This is a genomic window from Ramlibacter sp. (assembly GCF_035554825.1).
GTDB lineage: Bacteria > Pseudomonadota > Gammaproteobacteria > Burkholderiales > Burkholderiaceae_C > Ramlibacter.
This window is the reverse complement of sequence record NZ_DATMHS010000044.1, coordinates 45,327-61,363: the sequence shown is the minus strand read 5'-3', so window position 1 is coordinate 61,363 and position 16,037 is coordinate 45,327. Positions and strand designations below refer to the sequence as shown.

Below are 16,037 nucleotides of genomic sequence, written 5' to 3'. Positions count from 1 at the left end.
GAGGGGGCTTGCGCAGCGCCTCAGCGCGCGCGGCGCTTGCGAGCCGGCGGCGCAGCGGCAACGCTCGCGAGCCGCGAAAGGTCGAGCTCGACCCAGGCCGGCGCGTGGTCGCTGGCGTGTTCCTGCCCGCGCACCCACCGGTCCACGCCGCAGCCCACCAAGGCCGGTGCCAGCGTCGCATTGAGCAGCAGGTGATCGATGCGCAGCCCCGCGTCACGCTCCCAGTGCTTGCGAAAGTAGTCCCAGAACGTGAAGACGGGCTCGTCGGGGTGCAGGTGCCGGATCGCGTCCACCCACCCCTGGGCGAGCAGCCGTTCCCAGCAGGCGCGCGTTTCCGGTTGCAGCAACGCGTCCTTGCGCCACGAGCGCGGGTTGTAGATGTCGAAGTCGGTCGGGACGACGTTGAAGTCGCCCGCCAGCACGACGGGGTGCTCGCTGTCCACCAGCGTGGCCGCGTACTGGATCAGCCGCTCGAACCAGGCCAGCTTGTAGTCGAACTTCGGCCCGGGCTGCGGATTGCCGTTGGGCAGGTAGACCGACGCCACCGTGATTTCGCCCACCCGGGCTTCGAGATAGCGCGCCTGGGCGTCGCCCTCGTCGCCGGGCAGGCCCCGCCGCACCTCCACCGGCGCCGCCCCGCGCGCGAGGATCGCCACGCCATGGTGCGAGCGCTGCCCGTGCCAGACCGCGCCGTAGCCGGCGTGCTCGATCGCCTTGGCCGGAAAGGTCGCGTCGCCGGTCTTGATCTCCTGCAGGCACGCGACGTCCGGCCGCGCCTCCTCCAGCCACTCCAGCAGCCGCGGCAGGCGTCCCTTGACGCCGTTGACGTTGAAGCTGGCGATCTTCAGGGCGTCACGAGAAGTGCAGGTTGGAGATCCGCAGCCACGGCAGCAGCAGGGCGCCGCTGTCGAGCCGCTCGCTGCTGACGGCGCTGATGTCGCGCAGCATCTGCGCCATGTTGCCGGAGATCATCGTCTCCGACAGCGCCGGCCCGCGCTCGCCGTCGGCCACCAGGAAGCTGTTCTTGATCACCCCCGAGAAGTTGCCGTTGGCGGCCGGCATGCCCATCGACAGGCGCCCGACCAGGGCGCCGCGCTGCACGCCGCCGAGCAGCGTCGCGAGCGGCGTGGCGCCGGCGTCGATTTCCCAGCCCTGGGCCGCCACCGCCACGTGCGGCAGGCCGGTCTTGCGGCTGCCGTAGAGGCTCGGCGTGAGCGCGCGCAGCACGCCGCGCTCGATCACCTGCACCGGCGGCGCGAGGTGCCCGTCCGGCGTGACCGGCACGCAGCCCGGCGCGTCGAAGCGGCTGCGCAGCGAGAGCAGCGGCGCCGCGATCGACTGGCCGACGCGCTGGCGATAGAGCGAACTGCCGGCGATCAGCTGGGTGTCGGCGAGCTGGCCCAGCAGCCAGGCGAGCAGCGACTCGACGGCGTTGGGCATCAGCACGACGTCGCCGACGAAATTGCCGCCGGCGGGCCGGGTGCGGATCTGCTGCGCGGTGTCGCGCAGCATCTGCCCGATGCCGAAGTGGTCGGGGGCGGGGCGGCTGCGCAGGTCGTCGGCGGCACCGCCGGTGTAGTTGAACGAGCTCGACTGCCCGCCCTCGCGCGCCGTGCCGAAGACGCCCATCGAGTAGCTGCCCGCGCTCGCGGCGATGTCGCTGCCGCCGCTGGTGAGCGTGTGCCACTGCGCCAGGGTGTGCTTGGCGTCGGCCTCGTCGATCATCATGTGCGGCGTCTCGCGCTCGCGGAAGGCGAGCAGGTCGCGCATGGTGTCGGCCAGCGCGCCCAGGTCGGCTTCCTGCGGGCCCTTGACGATGCGCGCACGCTGCCCTTGCGAGACCGCGTTGGCCTCGTCCTGCGGGGCCGAGGCGGCGTCCGCCAGCAGGCCGGCGATGCGCTCGCGCACCGCCTGCGGCCGCAGGTCGCTGGTCTCGGTGCTGGCCGAGCGGCCGCCGACGATGCCCAGCAGCGCCAGCCGGACCGATCCGGTGCTGCGCAGCAGGCTCGGCTCGTTGTGGTTGACGTTCAGCTCGCGCACTTCGGTGCGGCTGGCCGTCGCCTGGGCGTCGTCGAAGCCGGCGGCGCGCATCGCTTCGAGCGCCTGCCCGGCGATGTCGTTCAAGCTTGGTGCGGCGGCCATCACCGGCCTCCCAGGTGGGCCCGCACGCGCAGCGCGGGGCCGCCCATGGACACCACCATCGGCTGCTTCTTGCCGCAGTAGCCGGCGCACGACCAGTACATGTCGTCGGACACCGCGTCGGCGGTCTGCAGCACCTTGATCGCCGAGCCCGAGACGGTGGTGTCGCGGATCGCCGCGCCCAGCCGGCCGTTGTGGATCTCGTAGGCCAGGTTGATGCCGAACATGAACTCGGTCGTCGAATCGGCCTGGCCGTTGCCGGTCTTCATCAGCAGATAGCCGTCCTCGACGCCCGCGATGATGTCGGCGAGCTTGTCGGTCCCCGGCAGGATCGCCGTGTTGCGCATGCGCACCAGCGGTTCGTCCACAGGCGCGTAGGCGCGGGCGCTGCCGGTCGGCGCGATGCCGAGCCGGGCCGCCGTCTCGCGGCTGCTCATGAACTGCCTCAGGATGCCGCGCTCGATCAGCACCGCGTCGCTCGCCGGCGTGCCTTCGTCGTCGGCATAGACCGGGATCATGGTCTCCTGGCCCCGGAACGTGTGGGCCACGTCCACCATCGTGATCAGGTCGCTGGCGATGCGCTGTCCCACCAGGCCGGCGGTCACGGCGCCGCCCAGCACCAGGTCGGCCTCGCACGGATGGCCCATTGCCTCGTGGGCCAGCATGCCGGCCAGCGGCGGCGCCAGCACCACGGTCTGCAGGCCGCCGCGGGCGGCGACCGCCTGGGCCTTGGCGCGCAGGTGGCGGTACAGGTCGTCGAGCAGCGGCGCCAGCTGCTGCGGCTCGACGTCGAGGTCGGCCAGGCTGCCCTTGTCGCTCAGATGCTCGGTCAGCTCGACCGGCGAGCCGTCCGCGGCATCGGCCGTGAACGTCACGTGGCACAGCGCGCGCTGGATGCTGCTGAGCACGTCGCTGCCGCCGCTGGTGGCCAGCCGCTTGGTATGGTGCTCGTCGGCGAGCAGGAAGCGGGTCGAGCGCAGGTCGGGGTAGCGCTGCTTGCACCAGGCGTGCAGTTGCGAGAGCCGGTCGACGCACTCCTTCTGCGACAGCGGCGCGCGTCCGGTGAACACGTGTTCGCCGCGGTACGTCCCGCCCGGCAGCGGCCGCGGGGCCCGCGCGCCGAACCGCGCCATCGCAGCGGCGTTGCGCCCGGCCTGCCCCGTCACCTGGTCGATGTCGGCCGCGCTGGTCCCGTTGGTCGCCGCGAAGCCCCAGTAGCCGTCGCGGTACACGCGGGCGCTGGCGCCGGCGTCCGACGTCTGGGCATTGAGCGTGAGGTTGCCATCCACCATGAGGATGCGCCGCTTGCGCAGCTCGTGGCGGCGCGTCTCCAGGTAGGCCATGGGAACTCCCTGTGTGTGGGCAAGGGCGTATTAGAGCAGCAGCGGCCTCGCCCGGGGGCTGGCGAATACCCGGCAGCCGCCTGCCGCCCGCTGCCGCGCCCAGGCCCGGTTGGGTTGTAATGGCACCCTTCGCCCGAACGCCATGGACATCCGCATCGACGACCTTTCCGGCCACCAGGTGCAGGCGCTGCTCGCCGAACACCTGGCGGACATGCAGCGGCTGTCGCCGCCCGAGAGCGTGCACGCGCTGCCGATCGCCGCGCTGCGCCGGCCCGAGGTCACGTTCTGGTGCGCCTGGTCGGGCCAGGCGTTGCTCGGATGCGGCGCGCTCAAGCAGCTCGATCCCGGCCATGGCGAGATCAAGTCGATGCGCACCGCCGCCGGCCAGCGGCGGCATGGCGTCGCGCGCGCCGTGCTGGCCCACATCGTCGAGGAGGCCAGGCGCCGCTCCTACCGGCGCCTGAGCCTGGAAACCGGCACGCAGCCGGCGTTCGAGCCGGCGCGGCGGTTGTACGCGAGCTGCGGTTTCGCCGAATGCGGGCCGTTCGGCGGCTACACGGACGACCCCAACAGCGTGTTCATGACACTCGCGCTCTGAAGCAGCAGGCGGCCATCTGCTACGCTGGCGGGTCGTTTTCCGATCGGCGAGGCACTTCATGCAGTATCGACGTCTGGGCCGCAGCGGCCTGCAGGTCAGCGAGCTGTCCCTGGGCTCCTGGGTCACGTACCACAACCAGGTCGACGTCGCGGCGGCGCGCGAGATGATGGCGGCGGCCTACGACCGGGGCGTCAACTTCTTCGACAACGCCGAGGTCTACGCCGGCGGGCAGAGCGAAGCCATCATGGGCCAGGCGCTCAAGGCGCTGAACTGGCCGCGCGCCAACTACGTGGTCTCGACCAAGTTCTTCTGGGGCCTGGACCGCGGCGGCCAGTCGCCCAATCGCAAGGACACGCTCAATCGCAAGTACCTGCTGCAGGCCATCGACGGCTCGCTGCGGCGCCTGGGGCTGGACTTCGTCGACCTGGTCTTCTGCCACCGGCCCGACCCCCACACGCCGGTCGAGGAGACGGTCTGGGCGATGAGCGACATGATCACCCGGGGCCAGGCGCTGTACTGGGGCACCAGCGAGTGGTCGGCGCAGGAGATCCGCGCCGCCTGGGAGATCGCCGAGCGGCACCACCTGCACAAGCCGGTGATGGAGCAGCCGCAGTACCACCTGTTCCACCGCAAGCGGGTCGAGCAGGAGTACGCGCGCCTGTACGAGGACATCGGCCTGGGCCTCACCACCTGGAGCCCGCTGGCCAGCGGCCTGCTCACCGGGAAGTACCGCGACGGCGTGCCCCCGGGCAGCCGAGGCGCGCTGGAGGGCATGGGTTTCCTGGTCAAGGGGCTCACCGACGCGGCGAAGAATCTGGCCGTCGGCCAGCTGGAGTCGCTGGCGGCCGAACTCGGCTGCCGGCTGCCGCAGCTGGCGATCGCGTGGGTCGCGCGCAACCCGCGGGTGAGCACGGTGATCACCGGCGCCTCGCGGGTGGCGCAACTGCAGGACAACCTCGGCGCGATCGACGTGATCCCGAAGCTCACGCCCGAGGTGCTCGCGCGCATCGACGAGATCACCGCGCCGCTGGCGGGCTGAGCGCTTGACCGTTCGCAAGCGGCCTTGTAGGACGAGGCCGCTTCCTCTGTAGGAGCCCCGCGGAACCGCCAGGCAGGCTTGACATCGCTCAAGCGCAGCGCCGCGGCGGCGGGTACCTTAGCGCCAGTCATGTCTCGCCACCGCCCGGGGCACCGGGCCGCCAATCGATGAATCGCTTCTATCTCCTCTACGAAGACTGGGAACTGGCCGAACGCGCCGCGGTCGCGGCCGAACTGTGCGTGTCGCAGCACCTCGATGCCTGGTGCGACGGCGCCGGCCGCGCGCCGAGCCCCGACGAGGTCGCCGCGGCCAAGGGACTGCGGCGCCGGGCGCGCGAATGCCTGCATGTGCTGAAGGCGCATCTCTCGCAGGTGCGGGAAGAAGCCCCGGTGATCTGAGTCAAGGGGCGCGCGCGGCCACCCCGCACGCGCCAGAAGGCCCGGTGGGGCCGTGCTAAGCTGGCCGCTCCACCGCTCCCGCGAGAACAACACCATGCCCGGACTGCTGCCCGCCGTCGATCCCGACGGCCTGCTCGAATTCTCCGTGGTCTACACCGACCGCGCCCTCAATCACATGTCGCGCAGCTTCCAGGGCGTGATGCGCGACATCTCGGCGATGCTCAAGGAGGTGTACGGCGCCCACGCGGTGGCGCTGGTGCCGGGCAGCGGCACGTTCGGCATGGAGGCGGTGGCACGGCAGTTCGCCGGCGGCCAGCACGTGCTCGTGCTGCGCAACGGCTGGTTCAGCTACCGCTGGACGCAGATCTTCGAGATGGGCCGCATTCCCGCGTCGGCCACCGTGCTGAAGGCGCGGCCGGTGCGCGGCGGTCCGCAGGCGCCCTGGGCGCCGGCGCCGATCGCCGAAGTGCAGGCGGCGATCCGCCAGACCCGGCCCGCCGTCGTCTTCGCGCCCCACGTTGAAACCGCGTCCGGGATGATCCTGCCCGACGATTACCTGCGCGCGGTGGCCGAGGCCACGCACGAAGTGGGCGGCCTGTTCGTCCTCGACTGCATCGCCTCCGGCGCGGTGTGGGTCGACATGCGCGCCAGCGGCGTCGACGTGCTGATCTCGGCCCCGCAGAAGGGATGGAGCAGTTCGCCCTGCTGCGCCATGGTGATGCTCAGCGAGCGGGCCCGCCAGGCCATCGACGGCACCACCAGTTCCAGTTTTGCCTGCGACCTGAAGAAGTGGCTGCAGATCATGGAGGCCTACGAGGGCGGCGGCCACGCCTACCACGCGACCATGCCGACCGATGCGCTGACCCGGCTGCGCGACACGATGCGGGAAACCCGGGCCTACGGCTTCGCCAAGGTGCGGGCCGAGCAGGAAGCGCTGGGTCGCCGGGTGCGCGCGCTGTTCGAGCGCCGCGGCCTGGCCAGCGTCGCCGCCGAGGGCTTCAAGGCGCCGGGGGTGGTGGTGAGCTACACCAGCGATCCGGAGATCCAGTCGGGACGCAGGTTCCTGGCCGAGGGCCTGCAGACCGCCGCCGGCGTGCCGCTGCAGTGCGACGAAGGCAAGGACTTCACGACCTTCCGGGTCGGCCTGTTCGGGCTGGAGAAGTGGCACCACGTCGACCGCACCGTGGCGCAACTGGCGGCCGCGCTGGACCATATCGGCCTGGCGGCGCCGGCCGGCGCCGACGCCCCCACGGCGACCGCCTGACGCGGCCGCGCCGCCCGGCGCGCGTCCTTGACGTATCGCATGGCAATGCGCGCCCGGGCGGCCACAGTGGCATCAGGCGGCGCCCGTTCGCGGTGCCCGGCGGAGGCGGGGGTGTTCGGACGCACGGTCCTGACCTGGCTGATGATGGTGGTGCTGGCGATCGTGAACGGCACCGCGCGCGACGTCGGCTACGGCCCCTTCATGACCCCGCAGCAGGCGCACCAGCTGTCCACGGTGACGCTGCTGCTGGCCTTCGCCGGCTACGTCTGGTTCCTGTCCGGCCGCTGGCCGCTGGCTTCGCTGCGCGAGGCCGTCGGCATCGGGCTGGCCTGGATGGTGCTCACCGTCGGCTTCGAATTCGCGCTCGGCCGCTTCGGGCTGCACCGGTCATGGCAGCAGCTGCTGGCGGCCTACGACCTGACCAGCGGCAACCTGTGGGCGCTGGTGCCGATCGCGGTGGCGGTGCTGCCGGTGGCGATGTACGCCATCCGCAGGCGCTGAGGCGGCGTTCAGCCGCGCAGGGCGGGCAGCCAGATCGAAGCCAGCCCGGTCGCGCAGGCCAGCAGCATGACGGCCGCCGCGACGGTCATCGCCAGGGCCGGCGGCGCGATGGCGCCGCGGCCTTCGACGAGGCCGCGCCGGCGCCACCGTCCGTACAGGAACGCGGCGGCCGCCGCGGCGAGCAGGCCGATGCCGAGCACCATCACGGGCCGCGAAGTCTGCACCCAGCCGGCGCGCAGCGCGAGCAGGGCATTGGCGAGCATGGCCAGGCCGGTGCGGCTCCAGGCCAGCGCCGTCCGCTCGCCCTGCAGCCCCGGGTCACGTGGCCCGTGACCGGGTCCGTGGCCGACGGTCATCGGAAGAACATCAGTGCCGCGATCAGCACGGCCACGAACAGGATCGAGACGCTCAGGACGGCCAGTCCCATGGTGTGCGGCAGCCGGCGCCGGTGGCGCATCGCGATCTCGTTGGCGCGCCAGCGCCCGTAGGCGATGCCGCACAGCGCCGCGGCCAGCACGCACAGGAGGGTGGCCAGCAGCACCACGGCGAAGGCCGGCTGCAGCTTGGTGGAAAACTGGTCGAGCAGCACGCCCCCCGCCAGCAGCGCCAGCGCGGTGCGGATCCAGGCGAGGAAGGTGCGTTCGTTGGCGAGCGAGAACCGGTAGTCCGGCTCCTCGCCCTCGCGGCGCCAGGCGGGTTCGCGCATCAGGCGTTTGCCCGCGGCAAGGCGGATGGTGGCTGGTTCATGGGTGGGGTGGGACTTCGCGGCACGGCCGATGGCGGCGATGGTAGCTCAGCGCGCCGGGCCGGTGGCCGGTGGCGTCGGCCGCGCCGGCTAACGGGCGTCCAATCCGAACGCGGCCCGCAAGGCGTCGCAGAAAGCGGCACTGCCGCTGAGCGTCAGGCTCAGCGTGACGCGGGGCGGGCCGGCCGCGCCCGGCCGCAGTTCGATGCCGCGCGTGCGCGGGTCGTAGCCCACGTGCAAGCTGGTCGGCGTCTCCTGCACCCCCTGCAGCTGGTAGTCCCAGTCGCCGCCTTCCTCCAGCGGTGCCGGCCCGCCCGGAAATTCGCGGTGGGCCCAATCGAGCACCTGCGCCAGTTCTCCCTGCAGCCTCGCCAGCTGCCGGGCGTCGGCCGAAGCCATGGCGTCGAAGCTGCCGTGGCCGTCGGCGTCTTCGCTGTAGTCGAAATCGAGGAAGTGCAGGGGCATGGCGGTGTCGGCGGCCGGGCTGGCGGCGCCTGACTACACTCGGCAGGTCTTGCGATTCTCCCCGAGAAAGATTCCCACGTGTCCCGACTTCGACCCGGCAGCTGGTATTTCGGCTGGAACATCGTTGCCGCCGCCAGCTTCCTCACGCTGCTCACCGTGGGCATGCGCATGGGCATCGGCCCGTTCTTCCTGCCGATGGCGCGCGACCTCGGCTTCAGCCGCAGCCTGCTGGCCGGCATCGTGGCCGCGGGCATGCTGTGCTACGGGCTGGGCATGCCGCTGGCGGCGCACATCGCCGGGCGCTGGGGCACCCGCACGGTGCTGTTGCTGGGCACGGCGATCGTGGTCGGCTCGACGATCTGGACGGTGAACGCGCGCGGCCCGCTGTCCTTCCTGCTGGCGTTCGGGGTGCTGATGTCGGTCGGCCTTGCCTTCACCGGGCCGGTGGCCCTCACGCCCGTCATCAGCCACTGGTTCTCGCGCCGGCGCGGCATGGCGCTGTTCTTCCTGTCGACCGGTTCGATGGCCGGGATCGCCGTGATGACGCCGGTGCTGACCCAGTCGATCCAGGCCTTCGGCTGGCAGCACACCTTGCTGGGCTTCGCCGTCGCGTTCGCGCTGTTCACGGTGCCGATCGCCCTCCTGGTGATCCGCGACGAGGCGCCGCCCCACGCCGACCTGCTGCCCGAACAGATCGCGGCGATGGGGCACCCGCAGGCGCAGGCGGCGAGCGAGCCGCTGCACTTCGCGGCCGCCTTGCGCACCGGGCCGTTCTGGAAGATCTGTCTGGGGCTGTTCGCTTGCGGCTTCAGCATGAACCTGCTCGGCACCCACGGCATGCCGATGCTGATGGACCATGGCTACGACGCGACGACGAGTTCGCTGGGCATCGGCCTGATCGGGCTGGTCGCCATCTTCGGCACCATCGTGCTGGGGCGCTTTTCCGACCAGCTGCCGCGCCGCAACCTGCTGGCCTTGATCTACCTGATCCGTGGCCTGGGCTTCTTCGCGCTGCTGCTGGTCGGCTCGCACTGGGAGCTGTACCTGGCCGCCAGCATCGGCGGGCTGGTGTGGGCCGGCAGCATCGCGCTGTCGTCGGCGATCCTGGCCGACGTGTACGGCGTGCGGCTGGTGGGCATCCTCTACGGCTGGGCCTACCTCGGCCACCAGGTCGGCGCCACCGTCAGCTCATGGCTCGGCGGCTGGGGCTACGAGCGCTTCGGCACCCACTGGGTCGCGTTCGGCAGCGCCGGTGCGCTGCTGTTCGCGGCGGCGGCCATCTCGATGCGGCTGCCGCGCAAAGGCTTCACGCTGATGGCGCCGCGGCTGGCGCCCAGCCGCTGAGGCCCCTTACTTCGCGCCGATGGCCAGCAGCTCGACGTCGAAGACCAGCGTCGCGTTGGGCGGCACCAGGCCGCCACCGGCGCCGCGCGAGCCGTAGGCGGTCGCGGGCGGGCAGGTCAGCTGCGCGCTGCCACCCACCTTCATGCGTTGCAGGCCCTCGGTCCAGCACGCGATCACGCCGTTGAGCGGAAAGCTCGCCGGCTGGTTGCGCTTGTACGAACTGTCGAACTCGGTGCCGTTGACCAGCTTGCCGCGGTAATGGACCTGCACCGTGTCGCTGGCCTTGGGACTGGCGCCCGTGCCCGTCTTGGTGTGCTTGACGACGATGCCGGTCGGCAGCGTCTCGCTGGCGCCGCCCTTGGCGCCCGAAGCGGCGGGCGCGGCCGGCGCGGCCGCGAGGGCGAGGCCGGCGGCGAGCAGCGCGGCGGCGGACAGGAGGGCGGAAAAGGTGTGCTTCATCGATCGTTCCTGGGACAACAGGAACGATCTTACCGTCGCCGGATGCCGCCGCCGACCGGGGTCCAGCGCATGATGCTGCCCATGGTCTGGTGGCCGTGCGCCGCGCGCGCCACCAGCGCCGCGCCGATGAACGTGCCCAGCGTGCGCACCGACAGCGAGGGGTGCTTGCGCGTCGCCAGCCAGGCCGCCAGCCCGGCGCCGAGCGCCACCCAGTGCTCGCCGGGGAAGAGAGGCCGCGGGTTGTCGTAGCGCTCGATGGCTTCGGGTTTGGACGGGGTCTCCATGGTGTTCCTTCCGATCGCGACCGAGCGTAGCCGCAGCCGGCGCGGCCGCGCTTCGGACAACCGGTCGCCTTGCTGTCAGTCCCTGCGGATGGGCACTGCATCGGCTCGGCGGGCGAGGCGGCGCGGCGCCCCGGGTTACAGTCGCGGCAGCCCCGGGCCGCCGGCGCCCCGGGCGTCTTCACCGGCAAGGAACAACCCATGGCATCGAACGACCTCGCGCGGCTGCCCGTGCACCGGCTCTCCGAGGAACTCATGGCGCGCCGGCTCTCGCCGGTCGACGTGGTGGACTGGTATCTGGCCCGCATCGCGGCCCACGAGCCGAAGCTGCATGCGTATGTCGAGGTGTACGGCGACGACGCCCGCCTCGCCGCGCGGGGCGCCGAGGCGGCGATCCGCTCCGGCCATGCGGTCGGCCCGCTGCACGGCATCCCGGTCGCGCTGAAAGACCTGATCGAGCTGGAAGGGCGCATCGTCACCGGCGGCAGCGAAGCGTGGCGCGGGCGCCGGGCGACGCGCACGGCCACGCTCGCGCGCAAGCTGGTCGCGCAAGGGATGATCGTGCTGGGCAAGACGCACACGGTGGAATTCGCGATGGGCGGCTGGGGCACCAACACGCGGCGCGGCACGCCCTGGAATCCGTGGGACCCGGCGCGCCCGCGCACGCCCGGCGGCTCGAGCAGCGGCTCGGGCGTCGCGGTGGCCGCCGGGCTCGCGCCGTGGGCCGTCGGCACCGACACCGGCGGTTCGGTGCGGCTGCCTTCGTCCTGGTGCGGCATCGCGGGCCTGAAGACCACGGTGGGCCGCATCAGCACCCACGGCGTGCTGCCGCTCAGCCCCACCCTCGACACGCCCGGTCCGATGGCCCGCTGCGTCGAGGACGCCGCGCTGCTGTACGCCGCCATGCAGGGGGCAGACCCGCTCGACCCGCGCACGCAGGGCCTGCCGTTCACCGATCCGATGCCGCAGCTGCGGCGCGGGGTGCGCGGGCTGCGGCTGGCGCGCATGCCGGAGGTCGAGCGCGCCGTCGCGTCGGCCGAGGTGCTGGCGGCGTACGACGCGTCGCTGGCCGAGCTGGAGCGGCTGGGGGCGCAGATCGTGCCGGTCAAGCTGCCCTTCCTGTTTTCGGACGTGGCCGCGACCAACCTGCTGATCATGGCGGCCGAGAGCTACGCGCTGCTGCACGAACTCATCGACGACGAGCAGGCGCCGCTCGACCCGCACGTGCGGCCGCGCATCGCGGCCGGCCGCGCGATCACGGCGCGCGCCTACTACGAGGCCCTGCAGGCGCGCGAAGCGATGAAGCGCCAGTTCGCCGCCGCGCTGGACGGCGTCGATGCGCTGCTGACGCCGACGACGGCAACCACCGCTTTGCCGGTCGAGGAGGTCGACCAGACCACGGGCCCGGCGCACTACACCCGCTTCGGCAATTTCCTCGACCTGTGCGCGCTGGCACTGCCCAACGGCGCCGGCGCCGGCGGGCTGCCGACCTCGCTGCAGATCGTGTGCCGCGGCTACGACGAGGCCACCGCCCTGCGCATCGGCTGGGCCTACCAGGAGGCCACCGGCTGGCATCTGCGGCAGCCGCCGCAGTAGCGCCCCGGCAGCCGGATGGCGCGCGTCGCGCGCGGCGGGGCTCGGGTCGGCCGCCCTGCCAACGGCGCGCGGCGTCCGGCGCGCGTCACAGCAGCTCGTTGCCGAGGTAGAACACGTTGTCGATCAGCTTGTGCCACAGGCCGCGGCGGCGCCAGCGTTCCAGTTCGATCTCCTGCGCCCGCGCCACGTACCGCTCGAAGATGGCGTCGAACCGGCGCGCGAGCGGCGGGTCCATGATGCCCAGCGTGATCTCGTCGTTGGTCTCGAACGAGCGGTCGTCGAAATTGCTGGAGCCGATCGCGCTCCAGACGCCGTCGACGGTCATGATCTTCTGGTGCAGCAGCGTGTGCGGGTACTCGAACAGGCGCACGCCGCAGCGCAGCAGCTTCTCGAAATTGCGGTGCCCGGCGTGCTGCACCATCGGGTTGTCGGAGCCGCTGGTGGACGGCATCAGCACGCGCACGTCCACGCCGCGCTCGACGGCCGCGCCCAGCGCCTCGATCGCGTCGGGTTCGGGGATGAAGTAGGGGTTCTGGATCCAGATGCGCTTGCGGGCCAGGCAGATCGCCGTGTGGTGCAGGATCTTCACCGCCGGCGCCGAGTTCTCCGGCTTGAGGAAGGCGGCGTGGATCAGCACCTCGCCGGCCGGCGCCAGCGCCGGGAAGAAGTCCTCGCCGACGAACAGTTCGCCGGTCTCGCCGCACCAGTTCTCGCTGAACACGCCCTGGATGGTGTGCACGATCGGGCCGTGCAGATGCAGGCTCACGTCGGCGACGTGCTGCCCGTCCTCGGCGTTGCCGGCCCATTCGTCCTTGACGCAGTGGCCGCCGACGAAGGCCTCGCGGCCGTCGATCACGCACAGCTTGCGGTGGTCGCGGTCGTTGAGCACGCCCAGGTTGCGCAGCGAACGCTTGTGGAAGTACTCGACGCGGCACCCGGCGTCGCGCATCTTCTGCACGGCGGCCTTGCTGGCCCGCTTGGAGCCGGTGGCGTCCAGCAGCACCCGCACCTTGCAGCCGGCGCGGGCGCGCCCGGCGAGCGCGTCGGACACCCGCCGTTCGAGCTCGCCCGTGTCCCAGAGGAAGGTTTCGAAGTGGACCGACCTGGTCGCCGCGCCGATGCGCTGCGTCAGCACGTCGAAGAACGCGCCGTTCTCGATCACCGTCACGCCGTTGCCGGGCACGGGGGTGCCGAGCGTGAGCCCGGCCAGCGTCGGCACCAGCTGGTCGATGCCAGCGTCGCACTGGATGTGCAGGTCCGGGTCGCGGTGCCGGCGGATCGACCAGATCACCAGCCCCAGCAGGAGCGCGAGCCCGACGGCCAATCCGACCCAGAAAGACAGATTCATCGTTGCGGCCTCCCTCGCCGCGCGGCGTGGGCCGCGGCGAGGGACGAGCATACCGCCGGGTTGCGGCGCCCGGTGACGGGGGCGCCGGCGGCCGTCATTTCGCGAACAGCGAGTCCATGTTGGCGAACGCCTTGATCTCGATGGCGTTGCCCGACGGGTCCAGGAAGAACATCGTCGCCTGCTCGCCCACTTCGCCCTTGAAGCGGATGTAGGGCTCGATCACGAACCTGGTGCCGGCCGCCTTCAGGCGTTCGGCCAGCACTTCCCACTGGGGGATCGACAGCACCGCGCCGAAATGGCGCACCGGCACGTCGTGGTCGTCGACCTTGCTGGACTGGCGGTGGCCGCATTCGGCGGGCGCGAGGTGGGCGACGATCTGGTGGCCGTAGAAGTTGAAGTCGATCCACTCGGCGCTGCTGCGCCCCTCCGGGCAGCCGAGCAGCTCGCCGTAGAAGCGGCGGGCGGCGGCGAGGTCGTGGACCGGGAAGGCCAGGTGGAACGGGGGCATGGCGGCGGACTGGGGCAGGAGAGCGGACATCGGGGACGGCGGGAAGGGGTGGACGACACCGGACGGCGGGCGCCGCCGGCAAAAACCGCGAATTATCCCTGTCCCGCGGCGAGCGCGTCCGGCCGCGCGCCTGGGTGATGTAGGTATCTTCCCCATGCAGGATTTCACCTGTGGCGGCGGTTGACAATCCTCAAGCGTGGCGGCGCGGCGCTTCATAGCATTGCCCACATGACCTACCTGCTGATCCATCTGCTCGTGCTCGCTGCCGTGGCAGCGGCGGGGGTCCTGCTCTACGCGCAGTTGCTGAAATCCGGCTGGGGCGACGACTCCCTCGTGCCGGCGCCCGGCATCGATTACCACGCGCTGCAGGCGCACTGGCGCGGCGTGGGCCAGGCCCGCGACTGGGACAGCTTGCGGGCCCAGGTGCGGCGCTGGCAGGAGGCGGCCGGCGCGGCCGCCGCCGCCGAGGCCCAGGCGGAGCAGGTCGCCCGCAACCTGAACGCCGCGGTGTTCCGCTTCGCGGTGCCGGGCGAGCCGCTGGCCACGGGCGGCGTGCGACCGCCGGCCGTCGAGCACGCCGGCTGTCCAGCCCGCCGCCGGCTGCACGGCGGGCGCCTCGCCTGACGCGCGGGCGCTGGGCCGTGTCCGTGCTCGCGCGCGGGCGGCGGCGTTGATCCAGCGCATGGCCGCGTCGGCGGTGGCTGCCTAGCATCCGCGCATGTCCGATCGACGCAGTGGCCGCGGCAGGCGCCAGGCGCTGGCCGCGATGCTCGGTTCCTTCGCCTTCGCGCTGCCGGCCGCGGCGCTGGCGGCGGCCGGCGCGCCGGCCACGCCCTCGCGCGGGGAGCTGCTCTATTCCATCCATTGCATCGAGTGCCACAGCACCCAGGTGCACTGGCGCGAGCTGCGGCTGGCGAGCGACTGGCCGACGCTGAAGGCGCAGGTGCTGCGCTGGCAGGCCATCGGCCAGCTGGGGTGGAGCGAGGCGGAGGTCGGGGACGTCACCCAGTATCTGAACGAGACCATCTACCACTTCGTGCAGCCGCGGGCGCAGGCCCGAAGTGGCTCCCCCGCCGGCTCGCCCTAGGACGGACGGTATAGTCAGGCGGTGCCTTTCGACACCGAACCGCTTCGCTCCCGCCGCGTCTTCGCCGGCGAACCTGGCGGCGTGCAAGCGCGCCGGGACGCGCGGCCGAGTTCGCGCCGCGGCCCCAGGACCGGTCAGCTCAATGCGTGCGCTTGACCCAGGTGAACACCCGCACCGGCGGGACGTTCACCAGTTCCCATTGCTTGTCGGGCTCGCCGAGGTAGGGCGTGACGAAGCCCGCCACGTGGGCCCGCACCTGGTATGCCACGAAGCGGCCGCCGGGCCGCAGCACTTGGGCGATGGCGGCCGCGATGCGGTCCGACACCGCCGGCGGCATGGTGGAGAACGGAATCCCCGACACGATGGCGTCGGGCGGGGGCAGGTGATGGGCGTGCAGCGCCTCGGCGATGCGTTCGGCACTGCCGAGTTCGAGCAGCAGGCGCGGGTCGCGGATGGTCGCCTGCAGGTGCTGGTGGAAATCGCGGTCGAGTTCGATGGCCAGCAGGCGGGCGCCCGGGACCATCGCCTGGAGCATGGCGGCGGTGGTGCCGCCGGTGCCGGGCCCGAGTTCGACCACGGTCTGGGCCTCGCGGACGCCGGCCTGCCGCACCAGCCGCTGCTCCAGCCAGCGCGAGCTGGGGATCACGGAGCCGACCTGGGCCGGGTTGCGCACGAAGCCGCGCAGGAATTCGAAGCTGTCGCGCAGCTGGCCGGTGCCGAGCGCGTTCGGGGGCAGGGTTCCCTGGCCGATCGGCCGGCCGGCTGGTTGGTCGTTCATCGTTCTGGCGATCTTCTGTTCGTGAGACAGCCGCAAAGCCGCGGGCAAGCCCGCCCGGATCGCGGGCAGCGGCCATTCTGGTGGTGCCGCGACCGTGCGCCTGTCGGACAGTTTCGCTTGTGTCCCGGCGCTTGTCGACCTGGC

The 16,037-nt window shown here is 72.0% G+C and carries 20 protein-coding genes; 9 read left to right on the top strand and 11 right to left on the bottom strand.

Features of this window, described 5'->3' with window-relative positions; genetic code table 11:
• Nucleotides 1–20 precede the first annotated feature (20 nt).
• The 3 genes from xth to VNT59_RS04895 are packed head-to-tail and all read right to left on the bottom strand — an operon-like array spanning nt 21 to nt 3,482.
• Complete coding sequence (gene xth, locus VNT59_RS04905; RefSeq protein WP_414708341.1) at nt 21–794, bottom strand: exodeoxyribonuclease III; 774 nt, start codon at nt 792–794, stop codon at nt 21–23.
• A gap of 58 nt (nt 795–852) precedes the next feature.
• Complete coding sequence (locus VNT59_RS04900; RefSeq protein ID WP_325497199.1) at nt 853–2,142, bottom strand: TldD/PmbA family protein; 1,290 nt, start codon at nt 2,140–2,142, stop codon at nt 853–855.
• Entirely contained in the window at nt 2,142–3,482 is a 1,341-nt protein-coding gene (locus VNT59_RS04895) for a TldD/PmbA family protein (RefSeq protein WP_325497198.1), read from the bottom strand. The genes VNT59_RS04900 and VNT59_RS04895 overlap by 1 nt, the downstream gene beginning before the upstream one ends.
• Nucleotides 3,483–3,624: 142 nt before the next feature.
• Here VNT59_RS04895 and VNT59_RS04890 point away from each other — a divergent pair, with 142 nt between their 5' ends.
• The 5 genes from VNT59_RS04890 (at nt 3,625) to VNT59_RS04870 (ending at nt 7,282) form a co-directional block, all read left to right on the top strand.
• Nucleotides 3,625–4,080 (top strand): GNAT family N-acetyltransferase, encoded by a 456-nt coding sequence (locus VNT59_RS04890; RefSeq protein WP_325497197.1) that lies wholly within the window; start codon nt 3,625–3,627, stop codon nt 4,078–4,080.
• Between the two features lie 58 nt (nt 4,081–4,138).
• Complete coding sequence (locus tag VNT59_RS04885; protein WP_325497196.1) at nt 4,139–5,119, top strand: aldo/keto reductase; 981 nt, start codon at nt 4,139–4,141, stop codon at nt 5,117–5,119.
• 167 nt (nt 5,120–5,286) lie between these two features.
• Nucleotides 5,287–5,517, top strand: a complete 231-nt coding sequence (locus tag VNT59_RS04880) for a hypothetical protein (protein ID WP_325497195.1) — start codon at nt 5,287–5,289, stop codon at nt 5,515–5,517.
• A 94-nt stretch (nt 5,518–5,611) separates the two neighbouring features.
• Nucleotides 5,612–6,781 carry an alanine--glyoxylate aminotransferase family protein gene (locus VNT59_RS04875; RefSeq protein ID WP_325497194.1) on the top strand — a complete coding sequence of 390 codons (1,170 nt, stop codon included), beginning with the start codon at nt 5,612–5,614 and terminating at the stop codon, nt 6,779–6,781.
• 111 nt (nt 6,782–6,892) lie between these two features.
• Complete coding sequence (locus VNT59_RS04870) at nt 6,893–7,282, top strand: hypothetical protein (protein WP_325497192.1); 390 nt, start codon at nt 6,893–6,895, stop codon at nt 7,280–7,282.
• An 8-nt stretch (nt 7,283–7,290) separates the two neighbouring features.
• On the opposite strand, the gene VNT59_RS04865 is transcribed toward VNT59_RS04870, so the two are convergent.
• From VNT59_RS04865 to VNT59_RS04855, 3 genes are all read right to left on the bottom strand, one after another.
• Entirely contained in the window at nt 7,291–7,638 is a 348-nt protein-coding gene (locus tag VNT59_RS04865; RefSeq protein WP_325497190.1) for a DUF202 domain-containing protein, read from the bottom strand.
• Nucleotides 7,635–7,988 carry a YidH family protein gene (locus VNT59_RS04860; RefSeq protein ID WP_325497188.1) on the bottom strand — a complete coding sequence of 118 codons (354 nt, stop codon included), beginning with the start codon at nt 7,986–7,988 and terminating at the stop codon, nt 7,635–7,637. The genes VNT59_RS04865 and VNT59_RS04860 overlap by 4 nt, the downstream gene beginning before the upstream one ends.
• A gap of 129 nt (nt 7,989–8,117) precedes the next feature.
• A complete protein-coding gene (locus VNT59_RS04855) occupies nt 8,118–8,492 on the bottom strand; it encodes a hypothetical protein (RefSeq protein WP_325497186.1) in 375 nt (124 codons plus the stop codon).
• Nucleotides 8,493–8,570: 78 nt separating this feature from the next.
• On the opposite strand from VNT59_RS04855, the gene VNT59_RS04850 reads away from it, so the two are divergent.
• Nucleotides 8,571–9,836, top strand: a complete 1,266-nt coding sequence (locus VNT59_RS04850; RefSeq protein WP_325497184.1) for an MFS transporter — start codon at nt 8,571–8,573, stop codon at nt 9,834–9,836.
• A 6-nt stretch (nt 9,837–9,842) separates the two neighbouring features.
• On the opposite strand, the gene VNT59_RS04845 is transcribed toward VNT59_RS04850, so the two are convergent.
• Together VNT59_RS04845 and VNT59_RS04840 are read right to left on the bottom strand one after the other, a co-directional pair.
• Nucleotides 9,843–10,295 carry an FKBP-type peptidyl-prolyl cis-trans isomerase gene (locus VNT59_RS04845; RefSeq protein ID WP_325497182.1) on the bottom strand — a complete coding sequence of 151 codons (453 nt, stop codon included), beginning with the start codon at nt 10,293–10,295 and terminating at the stop codon, nt 9,843–9,845.
• 29 nt (nt 10,296–10,324) lie between these two features.
• On the bottom strand, nt 10,325–10,579 hold the full coding sequence (locus VNT59_RS04840; RefSeq protein WP_325497180.1) for a hypothetical protein: 255 nt from the start codon (nt 10,577–10,579) through the stop codon (nt 10,325–10,327).
• A gap of 198 nt (nt 10,580–10,777) precedes the next feature.
• Between VNT59_RS04840 and VNT59_RS04835 the strand changes: the two genes are divergently transcribed.
• Nucleotides 10,778–12,172: an amidase gene (locus VNT59_RS04835; protein ID WP_325497179.1), complete on the top strand. Its 1,395-nt coding sequence runs from the start codon at nt 10,778–10,780 to the stop codon at nt 12,170–12,172.
• 85 nt (nt 12,173–12,257) lie between these two features.
• Here the strand turns inward: VNT59_RS04835 and VNT59_RS04830 are convergent, their stop codons facing one another.
• On the bottom strand, nt 12,258–13,520 hold the full coding sequence (locus VNT59_RS04830; RefSeq protein WP_325497177.1) for a phospholipase D-like domain-containing protein: 1,263 nt from the start codon (nt 13,518–13,520) through the stop codon (nt 12,258–12,260).
• A 94-nt stretch (nt 13,521–13,614) separates the two neighbouring features.
• The gene (locus VNT59_RS04825; RefSeq protein ID WP_414708338.1) at nt 13,615–14,058 is read right to left on the bottom strand and encodes a VOC family protein; all 444 of its coding nucleotides are present in this window, start codon (nt 14,056–14,058) and stop codon (nt 13,615–13,617) included.
• Nucleotides 14,059–14,256: 198 nt separating this feature from the next.
• On the opposite strand from VNT59_RS04825, the gene VNT59_RS04820 reads away from it, so the two are divergent.
• Nucleotides 14,257–14,652, top strand: coding sequence for a hypothetical protein (locus VNT59_RS04820; protein ID WP_325497175.1), 396 nt, complete (start codon nt 14,257–14,259; stop codon nt 14,650–14,652).
• 94 nt (nt 14,653–14,746) lie between these two features.
• Nucleotides 14,747–15,115, top strand: coding sequence for a cytochrome C (locus tag VNT59_RS04815; RefSeq protein ID WP_325497173.1), 369 nt, complete (start codon nt 14,747–14,749; stop codon nt 15,113–15,115).
• 139 nt (nt 15,116–15,254) lie between these two features.
• On the opposite strand, the gene VNT59_RS04810 is transcribed toward VNT59_RS04815, so the two are convergent.
• Nucleotides 15,255–15,893, bottom strand: a complete 639-nt coding sequence (locus VNT59_RS04810) for a class I SAM-dependent methyltransferase (RefSeq protein WP_325497171.1) — start codon at nt 15,891–15,893, stop codon at nt 15,255–15,257.
• Nucleotides 15,894–16,037: the final 144 nt, after the last annotated feature.